The sequence below is a fragment of the Streptomyces silvae genome, assembly GCF_016745505.1.
Lineage (GTDB): Bacteria > Actinomycetota > Actinomycetes > Streptomycetales > Streptomycetaceae > Streptomyces > Streptomyces silvae.
Genome location: NZ_JAERUC010000148.1, coordinates 1 through 20,983, shown reverse-complemented (window position 1 = coordinate 20,983; position 20,983 = coordinate 1). Strand labels below are relative to the sequence as shown.

General features: G+C 71.1%; 18 protein-coding genes and 1 pseudogene. 13 read left to right on the top strand and 6 right to left on the bottom strand.

The features are described from left to right. The first annotated feature begins 179 nt into the window (after positions 1-179). A complete protein-coding gene (locus JKV81_RS23290; protein ID WP_129266633.1) occupies positions 180-1,187 on the top strand; it encodes a hypothetical protein in 1,008 nt (335 codons plus the stop codon). A gap of 85 nt (positions 1,188-1,272) precedes the next feature. Continuing rightward, complete coding sequence (locus JKV81_RS23285) at positions 1,273-2,802, top strand: amino acid permease (protein WP_124279007.1); 1,530 nt, start codon at positions 1,273-1,275, stop codon at positions 2,800-2,802. A 22-nt stretch (positions 2,803-2,824) separates the two neighbouring features. Here JKV81_RS23285 and JKV81_RS23280 read toward each other — a convergent pair whose 3' ends face one another. After that, positions 2,825-3,592, bottom strand: coding sequence for a sulfite exporter TauE/SafE family protein (locus tag JKV81_RS23280; protein WP_129266634.1), 768 nt, complete (start codon positions 3,590-3,592; stop codon positions 2,825-2,827). 147 nt (positions 3,593-3,739) lie between these two features. On the opposite strand from JKV81_RS23280, the gene JKV81_RS23275 reads away from it, so the two are divergent. From JKV81_RS23275 to JKV81_RS23250, 6 genes are all read left to right on the top strand, one after another. Then, complete coding sequence (locus JKV81_RS23275; RefSeq protein ID WP_129266635.1) at positions 3,740-4,861, top strand: substrate-binding domain-containing protein; 1,122 nt, start codon at positions 3,740-3,742, stop codon at positions 4,859-4,861. 102 nt (positions 4,862-4,963) lie between these two features. Beyond that, the gene (locus JKV81_RS23270) at positions 4,964-6,331 is read left to right on the top strand and encodes an extracellular solute-binding protein (RefSeq protein ID WP_129266636.1); all 1,368 of its coding nucleotides are present in this window, start codon (positions 4,964-4,966) and stop codon (positions 6,329-6,331) included. Between the two features lie 47 nt (positions 6,332-6,378). Next, positions 6,379-7,380, top strand: a complete 1,002-nt coding sequence (locus tag JKV81_RS23265; protein ID WP_129266637.1) for a carbohydrate ABC transporter permease — start codon at positions 6,379-6,381, stop codon at positions 7,378-7,380. Then, positions 7,377-8,252 carry a carbohydrate ABC transporter permease gene (locus JKV81_RS23260; RefSeq protein ID WP_202077592.1) on the top strand — a complete coding sequence of 292 codons (876 nt, stop codon included), beginning with the start codon at positions 7,377-7,379 and terminating at the stop codon, positions 8,250-8,252. The genes JKV81_RS23265 and JKV81_RS23260 overlap by 4 nt, the downstream gene beginning before the upstream one ends. Before the next feature lie 52 nt (positions 8,253-8,304). Then, complete coding sequence (locus JKV81_RS23255) at positions 8,305-9,333, top strand: hydroxyacid dehydrogenase (protein WP_202077591.1); 1,029 nt, start codon at positions 8,305-8,307, stop codon at positions 9,331-9,333. Further along, positions 9,330-11,222 (top strand): DUF2264 domain-containing protein, encoded by a 1,893-nt coding sequence (locus JKV81_RS23250; protein ID WP_202077590.1) that lies wholly within the window; start codon positions 9,330-9,332, stop codon positions 11,220-11,222. The genes JKV81_RS23255 and JKV81_RS23250 overlap by 4 nt, the downstream gene beginning before the upstream one ends. 54 nt (positions 11,223-11,276) lie before the next feature. Here the strand turns inward: JKV81_RS23250 and JKV81_RS23245 are convergent, their stop codons facing one another. The 3 genes from JKV81_RS23245 to JKV81_RS23235 are packed head-to-tail and all read right to left on the bottom strand — an operon-like array spanning position 11,277 to position 14,292. Next, complete coding sequence (locus JKV81_RS23245) at positions 11,277-11,915, bottom strand: LutC/YkgG family protein (protein ID WP_129266640.1); 639 nt, start codon at positions 11,913-11,915, stop codon at positions 11,277-11,279. Next, positions 11,912-13,528, bottom strand: coding sequence for a lactate utilization protein B (locus tag JKV81_RS23240; RefSeq protein ID WP_129266641.1), 1,617 nt, complete (start codon positions 13,526-13,528; stop codon positions 11,912-11,914). The genes JKV81_RS23245 and JKV81_RS23240 overlap by 4 nt, the downstream gene beginning before the upstream one ends. Further along, positions 13,525-14,292, bottom strand: a complete 768-nt coding sequence (locus tag JKV81_RS23235; protein WP_129266642.1) for a (Fe-S)-binding protein — start codon at positions 14,290-14,292, stop codon at positions 13,525-13,527. The genes JKV81_RS23240 and JKV81_RS23235 overlap by 4 nt, the downstream gene beginning before the upstream one ends. Before the next feature lie 378 nt (positions 14,293-14,670). Here JKV81_RS23235 and JKV81_RS23230 point away from each other — a divergent pair, with 378 nt between their 5' ends. Then, complete coding sequence (locus JKV81_RS23230; RefSeq protein ID WP_202077589.1) at positions 14,671-16,347, top strand: L-lactate permease; 1,677 nt, start codon at positions 14,671-14,673, stop codon at positions 16,345-16,347. Positions 16,348-16,440: 93 nt separating this feature from the next. Here the strand turns inward: JKV81_RS23230 and JKV81_RS23225 are convergent, their stop codons facing one another. Both JKV81_RS23225 and JKV81_RS23220 read right to left on the bottom strand, forming a co-directional pair. Continuing rightward, positions 16,441-17,265, bottom strand: a complete 825-nt coding sequence (locus JKV81_RS23225; RefSeq protein WP_236057493.1) for a FadR/GntR family transcriptional regulator — start codon at positions 17,263-17,265, stop codon at positions 16,441-16,443. 129 nt (positions 17,266-17,394) lie between these two features. Further along, on the bottom strand, positions 17,395-17,709 hold the full coding sequence (locus tag JKV81_RS23220; RefSeq protein ID WP_202077600.1) for a hypothetical protein: 315 nt from the start codon (positions 17,707-17,709) through the stop codon (positions 17,395-17,397). 243 nt (positions 17,710-17,952) lie between these two features. Here JKV81_RS23220 and JKV81_RS23215 point away from each other — a divergent pair, with 243 nt between their 5' ends. The 4 genes and pseudogenes from JKV81_RS23215 to JKV81_RS23200 form a co-directional block, all read left to right on the top strand. After that, on the top strand, positions 17,953-18,906 hold the full coding sequence (locus JKV81_RS23215; RefSeq protein ID WP_099175490.1) for a HAMP domain-containing sensor histidine kinase: 954 nt from the start codon (positions 17,953-17,955) through the stop codon (positions 18,904-18,906). Positions 18,907-18,908: 2 nt separating this feature from the next. Beyond that, complete coding sequence (locus tag JKV81_RS23210; RefSeq protein ID WP_129266646.1) at positions 18,909-19,580, top strand: response regulator; 672 nt, start codon at positions 18,909-18,911, stop codon at positions 19,578-19,580. Between the two features lie 66 nt (positions 19,581-19,646). After that, positions 19,647-20,570, top strand: coding sequence for a DUF2510 domain-containing protein (locus JKV81_RS23205; RefSeq protein WP_202077588.1), 924 nt, complete (start codon positions 19,647-19,649; stop codon positions 20,568-20,570). A gap of 273 nt (positions 20,571-20,843) precedes the next feature. Next, positions 20,844-20,983, top strand: a pseudogene (locus tag JKV81_RS23200) (recombinase RecA); the annotation flags it as partial.

Here is a 20,983-nt window from a genome sequence, read left to right as displayed (position 1 = left end):
GCTGGGCTCTAAACTCCTCGCCGTGTGGACAACCGGACGATGACCACCGGTGGTTCATGCCCCGAACGGCCCGACCCCCCACGCTCCATGAGGATTCATGACGAGAAGAGCATGTGCCGTGCCCCTGTGCCCGGCTCGCCGCCCCGCCCCCACCACGCGTCCAGGGGCGGGGCGCGCACATGGCTACCGGTGACTTCCGGCCGGTCTACCACCCCGCGGGGCACGACCACCCGTTGCGTGTGGCGTTGCAGGATCTGCGTACCGGCCGTTGGCTCGCCATGCGGAATCTGCTGGAGAGCACACCGGACTGGGCGCTGTGGACCCAGCGGACCCAGGTCCTCGCGGCCGTGGCGGCCGGCTCCGACGCGGTGCACGCCTGGCTCGCCGAGGAACCGCGGAGTGTCGCGGCGACGGTGATGCGCGCCCGGGTGGCCGTGGAGCGCGCCGTACGCGCCCACCGGGAGAAGCATCCGAGGGCCCAGGAGCTGTGGCAGGAGGCGTGGGAGGGGTGCCGCTCCGCCGCGCACGCCTCGCCCGCGGACCCGGTGCCCTGGGTCTGCCTGCTCGCGCTCTCCCAGCTCGACGAGGGGCAGCGCCTGGAGGAGCACCGGCTGCTGCCGCCGGGCCCGATGCTGTTCCCCGGTCCGTGGGGCCTGCTGGCGGAGGCGGACAAACGCGATCCGTTCAACCGCGAGGCGTACCACCGGATGCTGCAGTTCGTCTACGCGAGACAGACGAGCGGCACGCTCTCCGAGGCGGTCAACTTCGTCCAGTGGGCGGCCTCTTCGGCCCCGGAGGGTTCCGCGCTCCATGTGCTGCCGTTGTACGTCCGGGTGGAGCGCTACCGCCGCGAGCACGGCAACGAGCGGGCGCTGGACCTGCACTGGGTCACCGAGGACGGTGAGCGCGACGCCCGGCGTGCGCTGCGCGTCTGGTTCGAGGAGGCGGAGCCGGCCGGCCGGTCCCTGCTCGATCTCAACCATCTGGCGCACGCGCTGTGGGGGTCGCTCCGGTTCGCCGACGCCGCCCCGGTGTTCCGGGCGATGGGCCCGTACTACACGTCGGTCCCCTGGGCCCATCGCATCCGTTCGCCGCGGGATCCGGCCGGTGCCGAGGAGGTGTTCCTCCGGGCCCGGAACCGCTGTCTGGCCGCCGGTCCCGCGCCCGGGAGGGATCCGCACGGCTGAACCGGCGTGCGCCCGCCGCTCCCCGTCCCCTCCCCGTCACCCACGAGTTTTTCCGTCCCCCGCCCCCCACCTGGAGGTCGTCCCCATGTCCATATCCGCCTCGACCCCGTCGAGCACGGAGCCCACGCCGCACACCGACGAAGAACAGCGGCTGCGCGAGCTCGGCTACCAGCCGGTGCTGGCCCGTCGCATGGGCGGCTTCGGCAACTTCGCGATCAGCTTCTCCGTCATCTCGATCCTGTCCGGCTGCATGACGCTGTACGGCTTCGGCATGTCGACCGGCGGCCCGTCCGTGATGCTCTGGGGCTGGGCGGGCGTCGGCCTGTTCGTGCTCTGTGTGGGCATGGCCCTGGCCGAGGTCACCAGCGCGTACCCGACGTCGGGCGCCCTGTACTACATGGCCGACCGGCTCGGCGGCCGTAAGTGGGGCTGGTACACCGGGTGGCTGAATCTGCTCGGTCTGCTGGGCGCCATCGCCGGTATCGACTACGGGGCGGCGCTGTTCACGGGCGCGCTGCTCAATCTGCAGTGGGGGTTCGATCCGACCCCCGGCTCCACGATGGTGATCTTCCTCTGCATCCTGCTGCTGCACGCCGTGCTGAACCTCTTCGGCGTACGCCTGGTCAGTGTGCTCAACTCGATCAGCGTCTGGTGGCATCTGGCCGGTGTCGCGGTGATCGTGACGGTGCTGGCGGTCGTGCCGTCGCACCACCAGTCGCCGTCGTTCGTCTTCACCGAGTTCGTCAACGACACCGGCTGGGAGAACCCGATCTACGTGGCGGCGATCGGTCTGCTGCTGGCGCAGTACACCTTCTGCGGTTACGACGCCTCCGCCCACCTGTCCGAGGAGACCTCGAACGCGTCGGTGACGGCGGCCAAGGGGATCGTCCGGGCCATCTGGGTCTCGTGGATCGCCGGTTTCGTGCTGCTGGCCGGGCTGACCTTCGCCATCCAGGACTACGCCGGTACGCAGAACAGCGCGACCGGGGTCCCGCCCGCCCAGATCCTCATCGACGCGCTGGGCACGGCGGGCGCGACGGCCATGCTGCTGATCGTCATCGCGGCCCAGCTGTTCTGCGGCAACGCCGAGGTGGCGGCCGCGAGCCGGATGGTCTTCGCCTTCAGCCGTGACAACGCCCTGCCGGGCTCCGCGCTGTGGCGCAAGGTCAGCGCGCGTACGCAGACCCCGGTGCCCGCGGTGTGGCTCTCGGTCGGTGTCGCCGCGCTGCTGGCGGTGCCCTCGCTGTACTCCGCGACGGCGTACGGCGCGGTCACGGCGATCAACGTCATCGGGATCACGCCCGCGTACGCCATCCCGATCTATCTGAAGCTGCGCGCCGGGGACCGCTTCCAGCGCGGCCCGTGGCACCTGGGCCGCTGGTCGAAGCCGATCGGCTGGATCGCGGTGGCGTGGGTCGCGGCCGTGACCGTGCTGTTCCTGCTGCCGCAGTCGTCGCCGGTGACGATCGACTCGATGAACTACGCGTCGATCGCACTGGTCGCGGTGCTGGTCCTGGCCACGGTCTGGTGGTTCGTCGCGCGCCGTTCGTACAGCACTCCGGCCGCGTACGGGAACGCCCGTGAGCAGGCGGAGATCGCCGAGGGCATCGTCTGACTCCCGCTCCCCCGGGCGGTCTTCAGCGCAGCAGCAGCTGGAGGCCGCCCAGGACGGTGGCCCCGATGACGATGCGGTCGAAGAGCTTCTGGTTGATGCGGCCGACACAGGCGCGGCCGAGGTAGGCGCCCGGGACGACGAACAGCACGAGGGCGGCGTCCAGCATCAGCGACTGCGCGTCGATGAGACCGAGGCCCACGCTGAAGGGCACCTTGGACGTGTTGACGATCAGGAAGAACCACGCGGAGGTTCCCAGGAAGCCGAGTTTGCGGAACCCCGCGGAGAGCAGGTAGAGCGACATCACGGGGCCGCCCGCGTTGGCGACCATGGTCGTGAAGCCGCCGAGCACCCCGTACGACCGGGCCTTGAGGCGGCCGCCGCGCGAGGGACCGTCGGTGTCCTCGTCCTCCGGGGGCGGCTCGGGGCGGGCGCGCCGGCGCCAGAGGGTGACGCCCGCCATGAAGAGCAGGATCGCGCCGATCGACCGGGCCACGGCTTCGTCGTCGGCCCACAGCATGAAGACGGTGCCCCCCACCACGCCCACGGCGACGGCGGGGAAGAGCCGCAGCAGCGTGGGCCAGTGGGCGTGCCGGCGGTAGACCAGCACGGCGAGGACGTCGCCCGCGATGAGGATCGGGAGCAGCACTCCGGTGGATTCGCGGGCCGGCAGTACGGCCGCGAAGACCGCGAGGCTGATCGTGTTGGCACCGCTGACGGCGGTCTTGGAGAAGCCGACGAGCAGGGATGCCGCCGCGAGTGCGGCCAGCGGCCACAGGGTGATGGTGTCCATTCCGGATCAGATGGTAGACACATCTTCCGTTCGGCGGATCATCGTTCCATCCTGTGACCCGCCCGGAGCTCCGGCCCCTCGCTATGCTGCGATCACTCAGGCAAACGTTCAAACGAACATCGCACAGCGGTAGGCAAGGGGGCCAGCATGCGGGAGCCGGTTGAGCTGAGGCGCAAGCGCATTCTCGCGGTGGTGCACGCGCGCGGCGCGGTCAAGGTGAGTTCGCTCGCCACCGAGCTGGACGTCTCGGCGGTCACGCTGCGCCGGGACGTGGAGGAGCTGGCGAGGACGGGGATGCTGCGGCGCGGGCACGGGGTGGTCCGGCCGGTCGCGGACGACGTACCGGCCAGGGCCGTGCCCGCCGCCCGGAGCGGGGACACGGCCGGGGACGGGGCGGCGATCGCCCTGGTCGTCCCGGAGCGGCACTCCTATCTGTACGAGACGCTGCACGGCGCCAGGACGGCCCTGGAGGAGGCCGGTGCGCGGATCACCCTGCACATCGCGCCGCAGGCGGCCGGGGCCGAACGGCCTCAGGTGGAAAGGGCGCTGGCGGCCGGTGCGCGCGGCCTGCTCATCTCCCCCCGGTGGCGGAGCGCGGCCGGCGAGGAGGCGGACTACGGCTGGCTCTCCGAGGTGGAGGTGCCGACGGTCATCATGGAGCGGCGGCCCCGGCCCGGCAGCGCGCTGCACGCCCTGGACTCGGTCTGTTCCGACCACTGGTACGGGATCCATCTGGCCGTGGACCACCTGATCTCGCTCGGCCACCGCCGGCTGGTCCTGGCCGCCAGGAACGACAGCCCCACGGCCCGCTCCATCCGTTCGGCGTTCTCCGAGATCGCCGCCTCCCGGCCGGAGGTGGAGGACTGGTCCGTCGTGCTCTCCTCCCCGAACGCGGGCCCCGGGGAGCCCGGCACGAGGGAACCGGTCCCGGACCTCACGGCGCTGCTGCGGGAGCGCGGTGCGACCGGCGCGGTCCTGCACGGCGACGAGGACGCCCTGATGCTGGTCCAGCGGCTGGCGGAGAGCGGGATCCGGGTGCCGCGGGACTGCTCGGTGGTGGCGTACGACGATGTCGTCGCCGCGCTGGGCAGCACCGCGCTGACCGCCATCGCCCCGCCGAGGGCCGAGATCGGACGGGCGGCGGCCGAACTGCTGCTGGACCGGCTGGCCCACCCGGCCGGCACCCGGGGCCCGGTGCGCCGGGTGGAACTGCTCCCCCGCCTCGAAGTGCGCGGATCGACCCGGGAGTTGATCCGTTCGGCAGACTGATCGTTTGAACACTTCAATCTTCTTTTGATCGATCTATTGACCACTATCGATCAGCCGATCAGTATTCCCCGTGTCTCGAATCAGGAGCCGCGGGAGGCGCACATGCCTGGTCGACAGAGCCGTCGATCCGTGCTCGCCACGATCGCCGCACTGCCTCTGACGGGCGCGCTCAGCGCCTGCGGAGGTGGTGGCGGAGACACACGATCGGGCGGTACGAGCAGTACCGGCAGGACCGTAAGCAGCAGGACCGGCAGGAAGACACGCATCACCTTCTGGTCAGCCCTCCGGGGCAGCCAGGAGGTCGTGGACGCGTTCAACCGGGGCCACGACACCATCCAGGTCGATTTCCAGCAGATCCCCGGGGGCGCACAGGGCGGTTACGCCAAGCTCAGCAACGCGGCGCGGGCCGGCAACGCCCCGGACATCGCCACCCTCGAATACCCGCAGGTCCCGGGCTTCGCCATCGACGGGGTCTGCCGCGACATCACGGACCTGGTCGGCGACGGGCTGCGGGCGAAACTCCTGCCGCAGGCGCTGGGGCTGACCACGTTCGAGAAGCGGGTGTTCAGCGTCCCGCTCGACGTGGAGCCGATGGTGCTGCACTACCGCACCGACCTCTTCGAACGGTACGGGCTGACCGTCCCCCGTACGTGGGACGACTTCGAGGACGCGGCGCGGACCGTACGCGACAAGAGCGACGACCGCCGGATGGCGCTGTTCCCGACGGACGGCGACAACCATGTCGCGGCGTACGCGTGGCAGGCCGGGGCGCAGTGGTTCGACACGGCGGGCGGCGCGTGGAACGTCTCGCTCGCCGACGCGCCCACCCGTCGTGTGGCCGCCTACTGGCAGCGGCTGACCGACGAGGACCTGGTCTTCATGAACGCGGTGGAGAGTCGGCACAGCGATGTGCAGATCGGCAACGGCCTCGTGCTCAGCCGGTTCAGCGGCGCGTGGGACGCGGGTGCGCAGATGAAGGCGCGGCCGGGTCAGAAGGGCCAATGGGCGATCGCGCCGTCCCCGCAGTGGGATCCCGCCGATCCCGGTGTCGGGACCCATGGCGGCTCGACCTTCGCGGTCACCAGGGACTGCGCGGACCCGGAGGCCGCGATGGAGTTCATCGAGTGGCAGATCTCGCACCCGGACGCGCTGCGGGCCCGGCTCTCCAGCGGCGCCAGCAGTCAGTACCCCGCCGCACCGGACCTCGTCGACGTGGGCCGCAAGGCCTTCGACCGTTCCTACTACGGCGGTCAGGACATCTACACCCTCTTCGAGCAGGAGGCCCACAAGATCCGTCCGGGCTGGGTCTGGGGCCCCCGGATGACGGCCACCGGAAGGATCATGAAGGACGGACTGGCACGGGCGAGCGGGGGCCAGGGGTCCATCCTCGGGGCGATCAGGGCGGCGCAGGAGGGCACCATGCCGGACCTCAAGGCGCTCGGTCTCTCCACCACCCAGCGCTCCACCTGACCGGCGACCCGTATCCGTTCCCCTCAGCAGAGAGGCAGGTGACACCCATGACCAGCGCCACCCCCGTGTCCGTACCGACGGACGCCCCCGCCCGTCCGTCACCGAAGAGTCCGGCCGCCGCCGCCCCGGCGCCCACGGCCCGCAGGTCGGCCCGCCGGCGTGAACTCGGCGCCTGCGGCGTCCTGATGACACCGTTCTTCGTCCTTCTGACGACCGTCTTCCTGATCCCGGTCGGCACCGCCGTCTATCTGAGCTTCTTCAGCGACGACCAGCCCGGGCTCGGCTTCGGCCCCGAGCGGACCGTCTTCGCCGGGCTCCGCAACTACACCGCCGTACTGGCGGACCCGACCTTCCTCGGCGGTCTCGGCACCGTCGCCCTGTACTGCCTGATCTACATCCCGCTGATGGTGGTCGGCGCCCTCGCGCTGGCGCTGCTGCTGGACTCCGGGGTGGTCCGCCTGCGGGGCACCGTCCAGCTCGCCCTGTTCCTGCCGCACGCGGTGCCGGGCATCATCGCGGCGCTGATCTGGCTGTACCTCTACACCCCCGGGATCAGCCCGGTCATCGACCTGCTCGGCAGGGCCGACATCACCGTGGACTTCCTCGGCGTGCACATGGTGCTGCCGTCCATCGTGAACATCGCGCTGTGGAGCAATCTCGGCTACAACATGGTCGTCTTCTACGCCGCTCTGCAGGCGGTCCCCCGCGAGGTGATCGAGGCGTCGGTCGTCGACGGCGCGGGCCCCGTCCGCACGGCGCTCCAGGTCAAGGCCCCGCTGGTGCGCTCGTCCATCGTCATGGTCGCGATGTTCACGCTCATCTTCGCGCTCCAGCTCTTCACCGAGCCGATGCTGCTCAGCCAGTCGACCCCGATGATCAGCTCACGCTTCTCCCCCAGCATGTACATCTACGACGCGGCCTTCACCCGCAACAACTACGGCCTGGCGGCGGCCTCTTCGGTGATCCTGCTCCTGTGCACGATCGCCCTGTCCTACGGCGTCACCCGCTGGACCAACCGTGCCGACGCCGCCGAGGAGGGCGCCCGATGAGCGCGTCGACCGCAACCCGCACCGCCTCCGCCCTGCGTCCCCGGCTCCTCGGGCGCTCGGTCGTCAACCTGGTGGTGTTCATCTCGGTGCTGTACACCCTGCTGCCGGTGCTGTGGCTGGTGCTCGCCTCCGCCAAGAACAGGGACGCCCTGTTCAGCAGCAACATCCTGTCGCTGAGCGACTTCTCCTTCGTCCAGAACATGAAGGACCTCTTCGCCATGGACGGCGGGCTGTACGGCCGTTGGTACGGCAACAGCCTGCTGTACGCGGTGCTCGGCGCGGCCCTCGGCTCGCTGATCAGCGTCGCCTGCGGCTACGCCTTCGACAAGTACCGCTTCGCCCACAAGGAGAAGCTGTTCGGCCTGGTGCTGGCCGCGGTGATGGTGCCGCAGACCGTGCTCGCCCTGCCGCTCTACCTGATGGCGTCGAGCGCGGGTCTCGTGAACACCTTCTGGGCGGTGTTCATCCCCGTCCTGTTCAATCCGTTCGGCGTCTACCTCGGCCGGATCTTCAGCCAGGGCTATGTGCCCGACGAGGTGCTGGAGGCCGCGCGGATGGACGGCGCGAGTGAACTGGCCGCCTACTTCCGGGTGGCGCTGCGCATGCTCGGGCCGGGGCTGGTCACCGTCTTCCTCTTCCAGCTCACCGCCATCTGGAACAACTTCTTCCTACCCATGGTGATGCTGTCCGACCAGGACCTGTATCCGGTGAGCCTCGGCCTGTACTCCTGGAACAGTGCCGCGTCCGTGTCGCCCGAGTACTACCCGGTCGTCATCATGGGCTCGCTGCTCGCGGTGCTGCCGCTGATCCTCGCCTTCGCCCTGCTCCAGCGTTTCTGGCGGTCCGGACTGACGGCGGGTGCCGTCAAGTAGCCGCGCCGCCCCGCCCGGACCACCACAGCCCGGACCACCGCACAGGAGAACCATGCCCAGCACACCCCCCGCCCACCGCCGGCCGCGCGCCGCGCTCGCCATGGGAGCGGACGCCGCGGCCGCGGTGCTCTCCCCCGACTCCCTGGCCGCGCTGGCCGCGGTGTGCGACCTCGCGCCGCTGCCCGCGATCGACGACTTCACGACCGATGAGGCGCGGGCCGTACTCGCGGACACGGAGGTCCTGATCACCGGCTGGGGCTGCCCGCCGATCCACGCGGGTGTCCTGGCCACCGCACCCGCGCTGCGGGCCGTCGTCCACACGGCGGGCACGGTGCGCGGCCATGTCACCGACGCCTGCTGGGACAGGGGCATCGAGGTGTCCTCGGCCGCGGCGGCCAACGCGCTGCCGGTCGCCGAGTACACCGTCGCGATGATCCTGCTGTCCGGCAAGCGGGTCCTGGAGCGGGCCCGCGACTTCCGGGCCCGCCGGGTGCGCGACGCCTGGCTCGCCACACCGCCCGAGGTGGGCAACTACCGCCGCACGGTGGGCATTCTGTCCGCCTCCCTGATCGGCCGTCGGGTGATCGAGCTGCTGCGCCCGTACGACCTGGAGGTGCTGCTCCACGACCCGTACGTCTCCGACGAGGAGGCCGCCGGACTCGGCGTCCGCCCCGTCACCCTGGCCGGGCTCTTCGTGGAGAGCGACGTGGTCAGCGTCCACACCCCGCTGCTGCCCGCGACCACCGGACTGGTCAGCCGCGGACTGCTCGCCTCGATGCGGCCCGACGCCGTCCTGATCAACACCTCCCGGGGTGCGGTCGTCGACCAGGACGCCCTCACCGACGTCCTGCGCGCCGAACGCATCCGCGCGGTGCTCGACGTCACCGACCCCGACCCGCTGCCCGCCGGCCATCCGCTGTGGGACTGCGACAACGCGACCATCACCCCCCATCTCGCGGGCTCCCAGGGCAACGAGCTGCGCCGGCTGGCCGATCTGGCGGTCGGCGAGGTCGCCCGCTGGGCCGCGGGTGACGGCTTCACCCATCCCGTACGACGCGAAAGGCTGGCCTTCCTCGCATGACGACTTCTCCCTTCCCGCTCCCCGCCGAGGACCGCGCACGGAGCCCGCACACCGGCTACACCCGGGCTCACTGGGAAGCGGCGGCGGACGGACTGCTGGACGCCGCCTGGAAGTGGGCCACCCCCGGCCGGGCCCTGCTCGACCTGCCGGGCCGCCCCTCCCGCTCCGGGGTCCGCTCCGACGGCCTGGAGGGCTACGCCCGTACGTTCCTGACCGCCGCGTTCCGGGTCGCCGGCGCGGAGGGCAAGGACCCGCACAACTGGCTGGAGCGGTACGCCGACGGGCTCACCGCCGGGACCCGCACACCCGGGCGGGACGACACCGAGTCCTGGCCGCTGATCCTGGACCACACCGTCTTCGGCCAGCCGATGGTGGAGTCGGCCTCGGTCGCGATCGGACTGCGGCTGACCCGCCCCTGGCTGTGGGACCGGCTGGACGCCGCCACCCAGGACCGGGCGGAGGAGTGGCTGCGCGGCGCCCTGCGGCACACGCCCGCCCCCAACAACTGGTACCTCTTCCCCTTCTCCGTCGCCGGCTTCCTGGAGTCGGTGGGCCGGGGTGACGCGGAGACCGCCCGGGCCCGGCAGCGGGCGCTCGACCTGCTGGAGGTCTGGTACGGCGGCGAGGGCTGGTACGCCGACGGCGACGCACGCGCCTTCGACCACTACAACGGCTGGGCGCTGCACCTGTATCCCGTGCTGGACGCGTATCTGTCGGGCGACACGGAGCTGTCCGCGCACTACGGGGCACGGCTGAGCGAGCATCTGAAGAGCTTCTCGCTGATGTTCGGCGCGGACGGTGCCCCGCTGCACTTCGGGCGCTCCCTCACCTACCGGTTCGCGGCGGGCGCGGCCGTCGGGATGGGCGCCGTGTCCGGGCACACCCCGCTGGCTCCGGGTGTCTCACGGCGGCTGATCAGCGGCTCGCTGCGCTACTTCCTGGAGCGCGGTTCGGCCGGTGACGACGGCCTGCTGAGCCTGGGCTGGCACGGACCGCACGACGCGACGCTCCAGGTGTACTCCGGTCCGGCATCGCCGTACTGGGCGTCGAAGGCGTTCGTGGCCCTGCTCGCCCCTCCGGAGCACCCGCTGTGGACAGCCGAGGAGGAGACCGCGCCGAGCGAGGGCCCCGACCGGGTGCTGTCGCTGCCGTCGCCGGGACTGCTGGTGCAGTCGACGCGGGCGGACGGCATCGTACGGCTGCACAATCACGGCAGTGACCATCTCAGGCCGCACGAGGGCGATTCGGCGGAACTGTCCGACCCGCTCTACGCGCGCCTCGCGTACTCGACGGCCACCGGTCCCACGGCGTCCGCGAACACCGCGGACAACCATCTGTCGATACGGGTCGGGGGCTCCCGCAGCAGCCGCGCCCGCATCCGTCCGATGGGCGCGGGGCACGGTGAGGGCTGGGGCTGGGCCGCGTCCTGGCACCGTCCGGCCTTCCCCGAGGGCGCGCCGATGGTGCCCGGGCTGCGGGTGGAGAGCGTCACGGTCGCCCGGGGCCGGTACGAGCTGCGGGTCCACCGGATCCTGGGCGCGCCCGCCGGAGCGCGGGCCGAGCTGACGGGCTGGGCCACGGACCCGGGCGGCGCGGTGCGTTCGGCCTTGCTGGGACTGCACGGCTGGCCGGAACAGGAGGACGTACGGGCGCCGCAGGGCACGGCGTTCACCCGCTGGGCGGTGCTCCCACGGCTGGGCGCCGAGGTGGAGGGCACCGAGGTACTGGTGGCGCTGGCCTCGCTGACCGCCGGGACGGATGCCGGTCCGCTCGGGGACGCGGTGAGCGGGGTGGAGGTGAACGGGGAGACGGTCACGGTGCGCTGGGCCGACGACGGGTCGACGACCCGCATCGGCTTCGCACCGCTGGAGGTCGTCCACACGCGCTGACGTACGGCGCGTACGCCCCTGGCGCGTGGCCGCGTCCCCGCCGCTCCCGGATCCTCAGGCGTCGGTGCGGATCACCACCGCGAGGTTACGGGGGCCGTGGACGCCTTCCACCCGCTCCAGTTCGATGTCGGATGTGGCCGACGGCCCGCTGATCAGGGTCGTCGGCCTCTCCGGCACCAGCCGGGCGATCGCCTCGGGGACGCCTGCCACGACCGAGGACAGGTCGACGACGCAGACATGGAGGTCGGGGACGAGGGAGAGGGCGCGCCTGCCCTGGCCCGACGATCCGTCCAGGAAGATCGTGCCGGTCTCGGCGCAGCTGACGGCGGAGGCCGTGACCACCCCGTCCAAGGCGTCGAGGCTCGGGGCGGGAATGTCCGCCGAGTCCCGCTGGACCTCACCGTCGAAGGCACTGAGCCACTCCTCGTCGAGCCCGTCCGGCACGCCGATCCGCCGGGCGTCGTGCTCGCGCAGGATTCCGGCGATCACTTCGGCCGTACGGTCACCGGTGCAGGGGTGGACCTCCGCCTTGTAGTCGACGAGCCGGTCGGTCAGCAGCGCCAGTCGTTCGCCGTCCGGGAGGGTGCGGCCGGTGCGGTAGGACCGGGGCACCTCGGCGGCGGGGGTGGGGGCGAGTGCCAGGGCGTCCCTGATCCGGCCGAGCACCGTGTCGCGTGCGGTGGGAGTGGTCACTGGTCCCCCTCGGGGCTCTCGTCGGTGCGCCCGGCGCCCTCGTCGGGGCCCTCGGTGGTGGGTGCCGCGCCCTCGTCGGGGCTCCCGGCCGGGTGGGCGGCGCCCTCCTCGGCTGCTGCCCGCATCGTCTCCGCGCCCTCGGCGGAGGCCAGCCAGGAGCGGAAGGACTGCTTGGGCGGGGCGGCGGTGTCGCGGCTGTCGCTCCAGCCGTCGAAGGGTGCGGGCAGGTGCGAGATGGTGCGGTCGCGTCCGCCGACGCCGACGGAGCGGCTGAAGGAGGCGGCCTTCTGGGCGGCGGTGTAGATCCTGGGCGACTTCATCACGCCGGCGGCCGCCTTCATCGCCAGCTTCTCCGCCGTGGTACCGGACTGTTCGGTGTTCTGGTGGCGCAGTTCGACCAGCAGCGACGGGATGTCGATCTTGACCGGGCAGGCGTCGAAGCAGGCACCGCAGAGGCTGGAGGCGTACGGGAGCGAGCTGTTGGGGTCGTCCTTGGCGGCGTGCATCCCGGCGAGCTGCGGCGTGAGGACCGCTCCGATCGGGCCGGGGTACGTCGATCCGTACGCGTGCCCGCCGGCCCGTTCGTACACCGGGCAGACGTTGAGGCAGGCCGAGCAGCGGATGCAGTTGAGGGCCTCGCGGCCCACCGTGTCGGCGAGCGCGGCGGTGCGGCCGTTGTCGAGGAGGACGAGGTGGAAGTCCTGCGGCCCGTCGCCCGGGGTCACGCCGGTCCACAGCGAGGTGTACGGGTTCATCCGCTCGCCGGTGGAGGAACGTGGCAGCAGCTGGAAGAAGACCTCCAGGTCCTGGTAGCGCGGCAGGACCTTCTCGATGCCCATGACGGTGATCAGGGTGTCGGGCAGGGTCAGGCACATCCGGCCGTTGCCCTCGGACTCGACCACGGAGAGCGTGCCGGTCTCGGCGATGCCGAAGTTGGCGCCGGAGACGGCCACCTTGGTCGTCATGAACTTCTCGCGCAGATAGGCGCGGGCGGCGGCGGCCAGATGCGCGGGCACGTTGTCGAGGGCGGGGTCGACACCGGGGATCTCCTTGAGGAAGATCTCCCGGATCTCGTCGCGGTTGCGGTGGATCGCGGGGACGAGGATGTGCGAGGGCTTGTCGTGGGCGAGCTGCACGATGAGTTCGGCGAGGTCGGTCTCGTAGGGCGTGATGCCCTCGGCCTCCAGGTGTTCGTTGAGGCCGATCTCCTGCGTGGCCATCGACTTGACCTTGATGACGTCGCTGCTGCCGGTCTCCCTGACCAGCCGGGTGACGATCTCGTTGGCCTCGACGCCGTCGCGCGCCCAGTGCACCGTGCCGCCGCGCTCGGTGACCCTCGCCTCCAGCTGCTCCAGCAGCTCGGGGAGGCGGTTCATGGTGTCGGTCTTGATGGCGGACCCGGCGTCGCGCAGCTCTTCCCAGTCCGGGAGTTCACCGGTGACGTCGATGCGCTTGGCTCGGATGGTGCGGGTGGCCCGGCCGAGGTTGCGGCGCAGCTGGTCGTTGCCCAGTTCGTCGTGGGCCGCCGCGGGGAACTTCCGGTCGCCGCGCAGGTTCCCGGTCCCGTACGGGGAGCGGGGCGGGGCGGCGGGCATGCCGAGGAACGTGCTCATCGGGCGGCCTCCATCAGGGCGTACGGCGCGGTGCGGGTGGATCCGAGGATCTGGGCGAGATGCAGGGTGCGCGTACCGGACTTGATGCGGGAGAGCCCGCCGCCGATGTGCATCAGGCAGGAGGAGTCCCCCGCGGAGCACACATCGGCCTTCGTGTCGGCGATGTTGCGCATCTTGTCCTGGAGCATCGCGGTGGAGGTCTCGGCGTTCTTGACGGCGAAGGTGCCGCCGAATCCGCAGCAGGAGTCGGCCTCGGGGAGCTCGACCAGGTCGATGTCCTCGACGGCGCGCAGCAGCTTCAGCGGCTTGTCGCCGACCCGGAGCATGCGCAGTGAGTGGCAGGTGGGGTGGTAGGTGACCCGGTGCGGGAAGTACGCGCCGACCTGGGTGACACCGAGGACGTCGACGAGGAGCTCGGAGAGCTCGTACGTCTTGGCCTTGACCGTGGCGACTCCGGCGCGCAGCGCGGCGTCGCCGTAGCGCTCGGCGACGATCTCGTGCTGGTGGCGGACCGAGCCGGCGCACGAGCCGGACGGCATGACGACGGCGTCGATCGAGGCGTCCCCGAACTGCGTGGCGAAGTTGCGGACCAGCGGGACGGGTTCGCGCTGGTAGCCGGTGTTGACGTGCATCTGGCCGCAGCAGGTCTGGTCCGGCGGGAAGACCACCTCGTGGCCAAGGCGGGCGAGCAGCACCGCGGTGGATTTCACCGCCTCCGGGAAGAGTGTGTCTCCCAGACAGGTGGCGAAGAGTCCGATACGCATGGGGCCTCCCCGATCGCAATTTGTGGTCAGACCATACTACCCTCTGTCCATTTTGGATAGAGGTCGAGCATCGGGCGCGCATCTGTCACGCACCCCTCCATAGGGGCGCGTGAACGCAAGTGAACGCAAGGGCGTAAGCGCTTTCCGACCCACTCACACCGGGTTCCTCCACGGAGTGACCTGCACAGGGACTTGGTCCGACCTTATTGACATACGACATATGCAGTGTCCTACTGATCGCTCGAACCAGCTGCCCGTTCCTGCTTCTCGCACTCGCATCCGCATCCGCACCTGCGCCCGCACGAGGCCAAGATAGGGCGGCCCACGGCTTACGTCCCGGTTCGCCCTGCCCCGTACCACTCAACGAGGAGTAATTTCGTGGCTACCGCACCACCCGCCACCGTGCTTGCTTCGTACACGCCGGATGTGCACGCCATCGCGGACAGCCTCCTGGCGACCGCGCTGGTCAGCCTGATCCCCCTGGCGGTGTTCTTCCTGCTGCTGATGGTGGCGAAGCGCTCGGCGCTGGTGTCCGCACTGGGCTCGGTGCTCACGGCCCTTCTCGTCGCGGTGATCGGGTTCCGGATGCCGGTGGAGCTCGGCCTGCTCTCGGCGTCCCAGGGCCTGCTCTTCGGTCTGTTCCCGGTGATGCTGATCGTCGTGGCGGCCATCTGGTTCTACGAACTCACGGTCGTCAGCGGCAGGTTCGAGGATCTGCGCCGTTCGTTCAGCGCCGTCGGCCGGGGCGACCTGCGCGTCCAGGCGATGCTCATCGCGTTCTGTTTCGGCGGCCTCCTCGAGGCGCTCGCCGGCTTCGGCGCGCCCGTCGCCATCACCGCCGTGATGCTGATGGCGCTCGGCCTGCCGCCGGTCAAGGCCGCCGTGACGGTCCTGCTCGCCAACACCGCGCCGGTCGCGTTCGGCGCCATGGCCATCCCGGTCACCACGGCGGGCAACCTGACCGGCATCCCCGCCGAGGACATCGCCGCGATCATCGGCCGCCAGTCCCCGCTGCTCGCGCTCTTCGTGCCCCTGCTGCTGCTGTTCGTCGTCGACGGCACCCGCGGGATCCGTCAGCTGTGGCCGATCGCGCTGGTCACCGGAGCCGTCTTCGCCGTGGCCCAGTACTGGTGCTCCAGCCACTTCGCGTACGAGCTCACCGATGTGGTCGCCTCACTCGCCGGCTTCGGCGCCGCCGTGCTGATGCTGCGCTTCTGGAAGCCGTCCACCCCCGACGACCAGCGCTCGCAGGTCGAGAACGAACCGCTGACGCGCCGCCGGGTCATCTACGCCGTCCTCCCGTACGTCCTGGTCATCGCCGTCTTCGCCCTCGCCAAGCTGAATGTCGGAGCCGTCGACGTACCGAAGCTCCTCGGCCACCTGAACATCAGCGTCGAGTGGCCCGGACTGTACGGCGAGCTGCTCACCCCCGGCGGCGACCCCTCGTCCAGCGCGATCTACAAGCTGGAGGTCCTGGGCAACCCGGGCACGCTCCTGATCATCTCCGGCATCCTGGTGACGCTGATCTACCGGTACGCCAAGGACGGCGACGCCTACCCGCTGACCGCGTCGACGGCCGTGTCCGCGGCGGGCCGCACGCTGCGCAACATGCGGGGCGCCATCATGACGGTCGCCACGGTGCTGGCCCTCAGCTACGTGATGAACCAGTCGGGTCAGACCGTGGCCATCGGCACCTGGCTGGCCACGGCGGGCGGGCTCTTCGCCCTGCTCTCCCCGATCCTCGGCTGGCTGGGCACCGCGGTGACCGGCTCCGACACCTCGGCCAACGCGCTGTTCGCCAACCTCCAGCAGACGGCCGGCCAGGCGGCGGGGATCGATCCGACGCTGCTGGTCGCCGCGAACACCTCCGGCGGTGTGGTCGCCAAGCTGGTGAGCCCGCAGAACCTGACCATCGCCGCCACGGCCGTGGGGATGCCCGGTTCGGAGCGCATCCTGCTGCGCAAGGTGGCCGGCTACAGCGTGGGCATGCTGGCGATCCTCTGCGTGCTGGTCTACCTCCAGTCCACGCCGGTGCTCTCCTGGATGCTGCCGTAGCCGCACGGCCCGCACACCGGCGGGCCGACGCGCATGGGGCCGGTGGGGCGCCCGGTTTCCCGGGCGCCCCACCGGCCCCATGCCGTTGCTCGTCTACCGCCGCCCGCCGGACCCGTCCTCGTCGCGGGCCGCGTCACCGGCCTCGTTCCGCTCCTCGTCGCCACCGGCGGTCCGCTCGTCGGCGTCTTCGGCGGTCCGCTCGTCGTCGACCAGCGTCCCGTGGAAGCCGCGGATGTGGAGCTCGGCCAGATCGGCCGCCTCCTCACCGTGACCGGTGCGCACCAGCCGCAGCAACTCGCTGTGCTGCGCGTTGAGATGCTGCCGGGTCGCCGACCAGTCGTCGACCTCTTCCAGCGCCCGGAGGATGAGAGGCCGTACGGACTCCCGCACCGCCGACGTCAGGGTCGAGGTCAGCGCGTTGCCCGAACTGGTCGCCACCATCACATGGAACTGGGTGTCGAGTTCGTTGAACTCCTCCGGCAGGATGCCCGGCTGCGACATCCGGTGCACCACCGCGCTCGCCTCGTCCAGGTCCCGGTCGACGGCGTACTTCGCGGCGGCGGCGAAGCTGGAACGCTCCAGGGCGACCCGGGCCTCCATCACGTCGTGCAGGCTGTAGCTGCCCAGCGCGAAGTGCAGGCGCAGCAGCCGGCCGAGCGCGTCGTCCGGGTTACGCACGATGCGGGCCCCGGAGTCCGGGCCCCGGCCGGGCTGGGCGACCAGGACACCGATGGTCTCCAGCACCCTGAGGGCCTCCCGCAGAGCGGAACGGCTCACTCCGAAGACCGGTGCCAGCTCCCGCTCGGGCGGCAGCCGGTCGCCGGCCCGGAGTTTCCCGGCGAAGACCTGCTCCTCGATGCTCTGCAGGACGAGTTCATGGGTTCGGGACTGCCGCACGGGCTGCCACTCGACAGGCATCCGCTACTCCCCGTTCCGGCCGATATACATGGTTCGACTATGTCACACACACCGTGTGGTCGGACCAGAAAACGGTCGAGCTGCTCCCGGGGCAGGTTCAGGCGTCACGCGGATGTCGGGGAGGGCGGCTCAGAGCGCCGTCCGGTGACCGGGGCGGCGCCTGCGCCGCTGGTCCGGGTCGAAGAGCTGGCCTCCCACTCCGGCGGCGACGAGCCCGGCGGCGATGAGCAGCCCGTGGCCGACGACGATGCCGGTCATCAGTCCCCCCACCCCCACCACCAGCCACACCCAGGCCGCGGTGGGACGACGCCGGGGTGCCGGGCGCCGGCCACCCGTCCCCTGGTCACGGGGGATCTCCGCCCCGGGGTCCTGGGCCGGCACGGTCCCGTTGCCCTGGGCGGGCACGGTGCTGGTGCCGCGGAGCCGGTCGTCCTGGTGAGTCATGATGTCTCCCTCCCTCGACGATTCCGGGTCCTCGGCATGTCCTCGCCGTGTCCCCGGTCTGGCCGGTGCACCGGACTCCGATCGTCTTACGAAGGCGCAGCCCGGTCCATCAGGGCTGGCACCCATCTTCGGGGAGGGACACCATGCAGGCGCGGCGCGGACGACGGCCCTGTGCGAGGGTTCGGCCGCCGACCGGCCATAGTGGAGTCACTCCCCGAGCGTACGAAGGAGGCCCGGCCGGCCGTGTCCCTGTTCTGGCGCATCTTCCTGCTCAACGCCGCGGTCCTGGTCGCCGCCGGGGCGCTGCTGCTCCTCGGCCCGATCACCGTGTCCGCCCCGGTCGTGCTGACCGAGGCCCTCATCCTGGCCGGCGGAATGGCCCTGATGCTGGGCGCGAACGCGCTGCTCCTGCGCCTGGGGCTCGCCCCTCTGCAACGGGTCACCAGGGCGATGACGACCATCGACCTGCTGAGCCCGCGGCCGCGCCCCGAGGTGGCCGGCGAGGGTGAAGTCGCGGCCCTGATCGAGACGTTCAACAGCATGCTCGACCGGCTGGAGGCCGAGCGCGCCACGAGCAGCGCACGGGCGCTCGGGGCGCAGGAGGCGGAGCGCCGCCGGGTCGCGCAGGAGCTGCACGACGAGGTGGGCCAGACCCTGACGGCGGTTCTGCTGGAGCTGAAGAGGGTCACCGGCCACGCCCCGGAACCTCTGCGCGAGGAGCTCACCCATGTCCAGGAGATCACCCGGGGCAGCCTCGACGAGATCCGCCGGATCGCCAGGCGGCTGCGCCCCGGGGTGCTGGAGGAACTGGGGCTGGTCAGCGCCCTGACGGCGCTGACCACCGAGACACCGACGCCGAAGGGGCTGACGATCAGGCGGCAGACGGAGAAGGATCTGCCGCCGCTCGGCGAGGAGGCGGAGCTCGTCGTCTACCGCATCGCCCAGGAGGCGGTCACGAACACCGTCCGGCATGCCGGGGCCACCCTGCTCGAACTCTCCCTGCGCCGCAGCCCCGGCGGGGTGGAGCTGCGCATCCGCGACGACGGCCGCGGCCTCGGGGACGCCCCGGAGGGCGCGGGCCTGCGCGGCATGCGCGAACGCGCCCTGCTCATCGGTGCCACACTCACTCTCGGTACCGGTGCCGAGGGCGGCACGGACGTACGCCTCGATGTGCCCGTACGGAACGGAAGCGCCTGATCATGTCCCCCTCCCCCGCCGGGTCCGGAAAGACCCGCATCCTGCTCGCCGACGACCACGCCCTCGTCCGGCGCGGCGTACGGCTGATCCTCGACGGTGAGCCCGACCTCCAGGTCGTCGCCGAGGCGGGTGACGGTGCCGAGGCCATCGAGATGGCACGCGCGGAGCGGCCCGACCTGGCCGTACTCGACATCGCGATGCCACGCCTGACGGGCCTTCAGGCCGCGCGTGAGCTGTCCCGGGTGATGCCGGAACTGCGCATCCTGATGCTCACCATGTACGACAACGAGCAGTACTTCTTCGAGGCGCTGAAGGCCGGGGCCTCCGGCTTCGTGCTGAAGTCCGTCGCCGACCGGGACCTCGTCGAGGCGTGCCGCGCGGCCATGCGCGACGAGCCGTTCCTCTACCCGGGCGCGGTCACCGCGCTCATCCGCAACTACCTGGACCGGGTCAGGGACGGCGGCGACGTCCCCGAGCGGGCGATCACCGAGCGCGAGGAGGAGATCCTCAAGCTGGTCGCCGAGGGCCACTCGTCGAAGGAGATCGCGGGGATGCTGGTGATCAGCGTCAAGACCGTCGAACGGCACCGGGCCAACCTGCTGCAGAAGCTGGGGCTCCGCGACCGGCTGGAACTCACCCGGTACGCGATCCGGGCCGGACTGATCGAACCGTAGGCTGTGCGTTTCAACCCGGGCTGTGCGTTTCATAGGATTCTCAGCCAGGGCGCCTAGGGTTCTCCCGTGACCCAGACGACCCCGCCCGGCTGGCATCCAGACCCCGGGCACTCAGGAATCGGCCCCCTTCACGAACGCTGGTGGGACGGGAGCCGCTGGACCGACCAGCTCCGGATACCTCCCGCGACGGTCCGGAAGCGCCGCATACGCATCGGCGCGGGCATCGCCGCCGGCATCGTCGTACTCGCGGCCGTCGGCGGCGGTGCGTATCTGCTGGGCGACAGCTCGGACGGCGGCGGCACCTCCGCCACGGCCCCCGCCCCGTCACAGAGCCCGCGCCTCCCGGGCGCCCCGAACGGCGGCCAGGATGGCGGTGGCCAGGACGGCGGCGGGAGCGGCGGCGAGGACGGCGGCCAGAGCCCCGACCAGCAGCTGCCGCAGACCGAGGACGGTTACGCCACCGACGCGGCCAGCGGCATCAGCATCCCCGTACCGGACGGCTGGACCGGCCAGTCGGGGCCCATCGGCGCCGGAGTGACGACCGGCGAGTACGCCTGTCCCGGCGACGAGGCCCAGACGTGTGTACGCGGCGGGGTGTTCTCCGCCCCGGCCCAGGCCCTGAAGGTCGAGGCGACCACGGCGAAGGCCGCGGCGGAGGCCGACATCAAGGCCAACGCCGAGGAGTCGTACGGCGAGGAGATCTACGGCGGCATCACGTCGCACGAGGAGCTCAAGTCCGAGGCCGTCACGGTCGCCGGGCAGAAGGGCTACCTGGTGCGCTGGAAGGTGGTGACGAAGAACGGCGACGACGGATACGTCGAGTCGCTCGCGTTCCCGTCACCCAACGTCAAGAGCATGCTGGTGGTGGTCCGTTCGGGCTTCGACATCAACGCCAAGGCTCCGAAGCTCTCCGTCCTGGACGACATCACCCAGGGCATCAAGGAAGCGGCGGGGTCCGGTTCGGGCTCCGGCACGGGCGAGACCGCCTGAGCGTTCCACTCAAGGCCGGAGGCCGTACCGGACACGTCCGGTACGGCCTCCGTCGCATTCCCGGGCGGTCCGCTGCCGCCCACCGGCACGGCCGGCGCCCCGAACGGTCCGGCGCGCGCCGCCCGTCCCGCTTCCCTCGGTTTGGTACCTTTCGAAGGACACGAAAATCGATCGGATGTTCGCTTCCCAGGATCTCCGACACGTCCGTGGTCGGCAGTAGACGCTCACGTCTCCGACGTGCCGCGTGCCCGTCAATCGGACCAGGTGAAGCTCATGGCAGGAACCGATCACGAGAAGGCGCTGGACACCGCGCTCGCACAGATCGAGCGGAAGTTCGGCAAGGGCGCGGTGATGCGCCTCGGTGAGCGGCCGGACGAGCCGATCGAGGTGATCCCCACCGGGTCCACCGCGCT

Excerpts from the sequence above, each read along its gene's own strand:
- JKV81_RS23290 (WP_129266633.1), top strand. The coding sequence starts at position 180 with ATGGCTACCGGTGACTTCCGGCCGGTCTACCACCCCGCGGGGCACGAC.
- JKV81_RS23285 (WP_124279007.1), top strand. The coding sequence starts at position 1,273 with ATGTCCATATCCGCCTCGACCCCGTCGAGCACGGAGCCCACGCCGCAC.
- JKV81_RS23280 (WP_129266634.1), bottom strand. The coding sequence starts at position 3,592 with ATGGACACCATCACCCTGTGGCCGCTGGCCGCACTCGCGGCGGCATCC.
- JKV81_RS23275 (WP_129266635.1), top strand. The coding sequence starts at position 3,740 with ATGCGGGAGCCGGTTGAGCTGAGGCGCAAGCGCATTCTCGCGGTGGTG.
- JKV81_RS23270 (WP_129266636.1), top strand. The coding sequence starts at position 4,964 with ATGCCTGGTCGACAGAGCCGTCGATCCGTGCTCGCCACGATCGCCGCA.
- JKV81_RS23265 (WP_129266637.1), top strand. The coding sequence starts at position 6,379 with ATGACCAGCGCCACCCCCGTGTCCGTACCGACGGACGCCCCCGCCCGT.
- JKV81_RS23260 (WP_202077592.1), top strand. The coding sequence starts at position 7,377 with ATGAGCGCGTCGACCGCAACCCGCACCGCCTCCGCCCTGCGTCCCCGG.
- JKV81_RS23255 (WP_202077591.1), top strand. The coding sequence starts at position 8,305 with ATGCCCAGCACACCCCCCGCCCACCGCCGGCCGCGCGCCGCGCTCGCC.
- JKV81_RS23250 (WP_202077590.1), top strand. The coding sequence starts at position 9,330 with ATGACGACTTCTCCCTTCCCGCTCCCCGCCGAGGACCGCGCACGGAGC.
- JKV81_RS23240 (WP_129266641.1), bottom strand. The coding sequence starts at position 13,528 with ATGAGCACGTTCCTCGGCATGCCCGCCGCCCCGCCCCGCTCCCCGTAC.
- JKV81_RS23235 (WP_129266642.1), bottom strand. The coding sequence starts at position 14,292 with ATGCGTATCGGACTCTTCGCCACCTGTCTGGGAGACACACTCTTCCCG.
- JKV81_RS23225 (WP_236057493.1), bottom strand. The coding sequence starts at position 17,265 with ATGCCTGTCGAGTGGCAGCCCGTGCGGCAGTCCCGAACCCATGAACTC.
- JKV81_RS23220 (WP_202077600.1), bottom strand. The coding sequence starts at position 17,709 with ATGACTCACCAGGACGACCGGCTCCGCGGCACCAGCACCGTGCCCGCC.
- JKV81_RS23210 (WP_129266646.1), top strand. The coding sequence starts at position 18,909 with ATGTCCCCCTCCCCCGCCGGGTCCGGAAAGACCCGCATCCTGCTCGCC.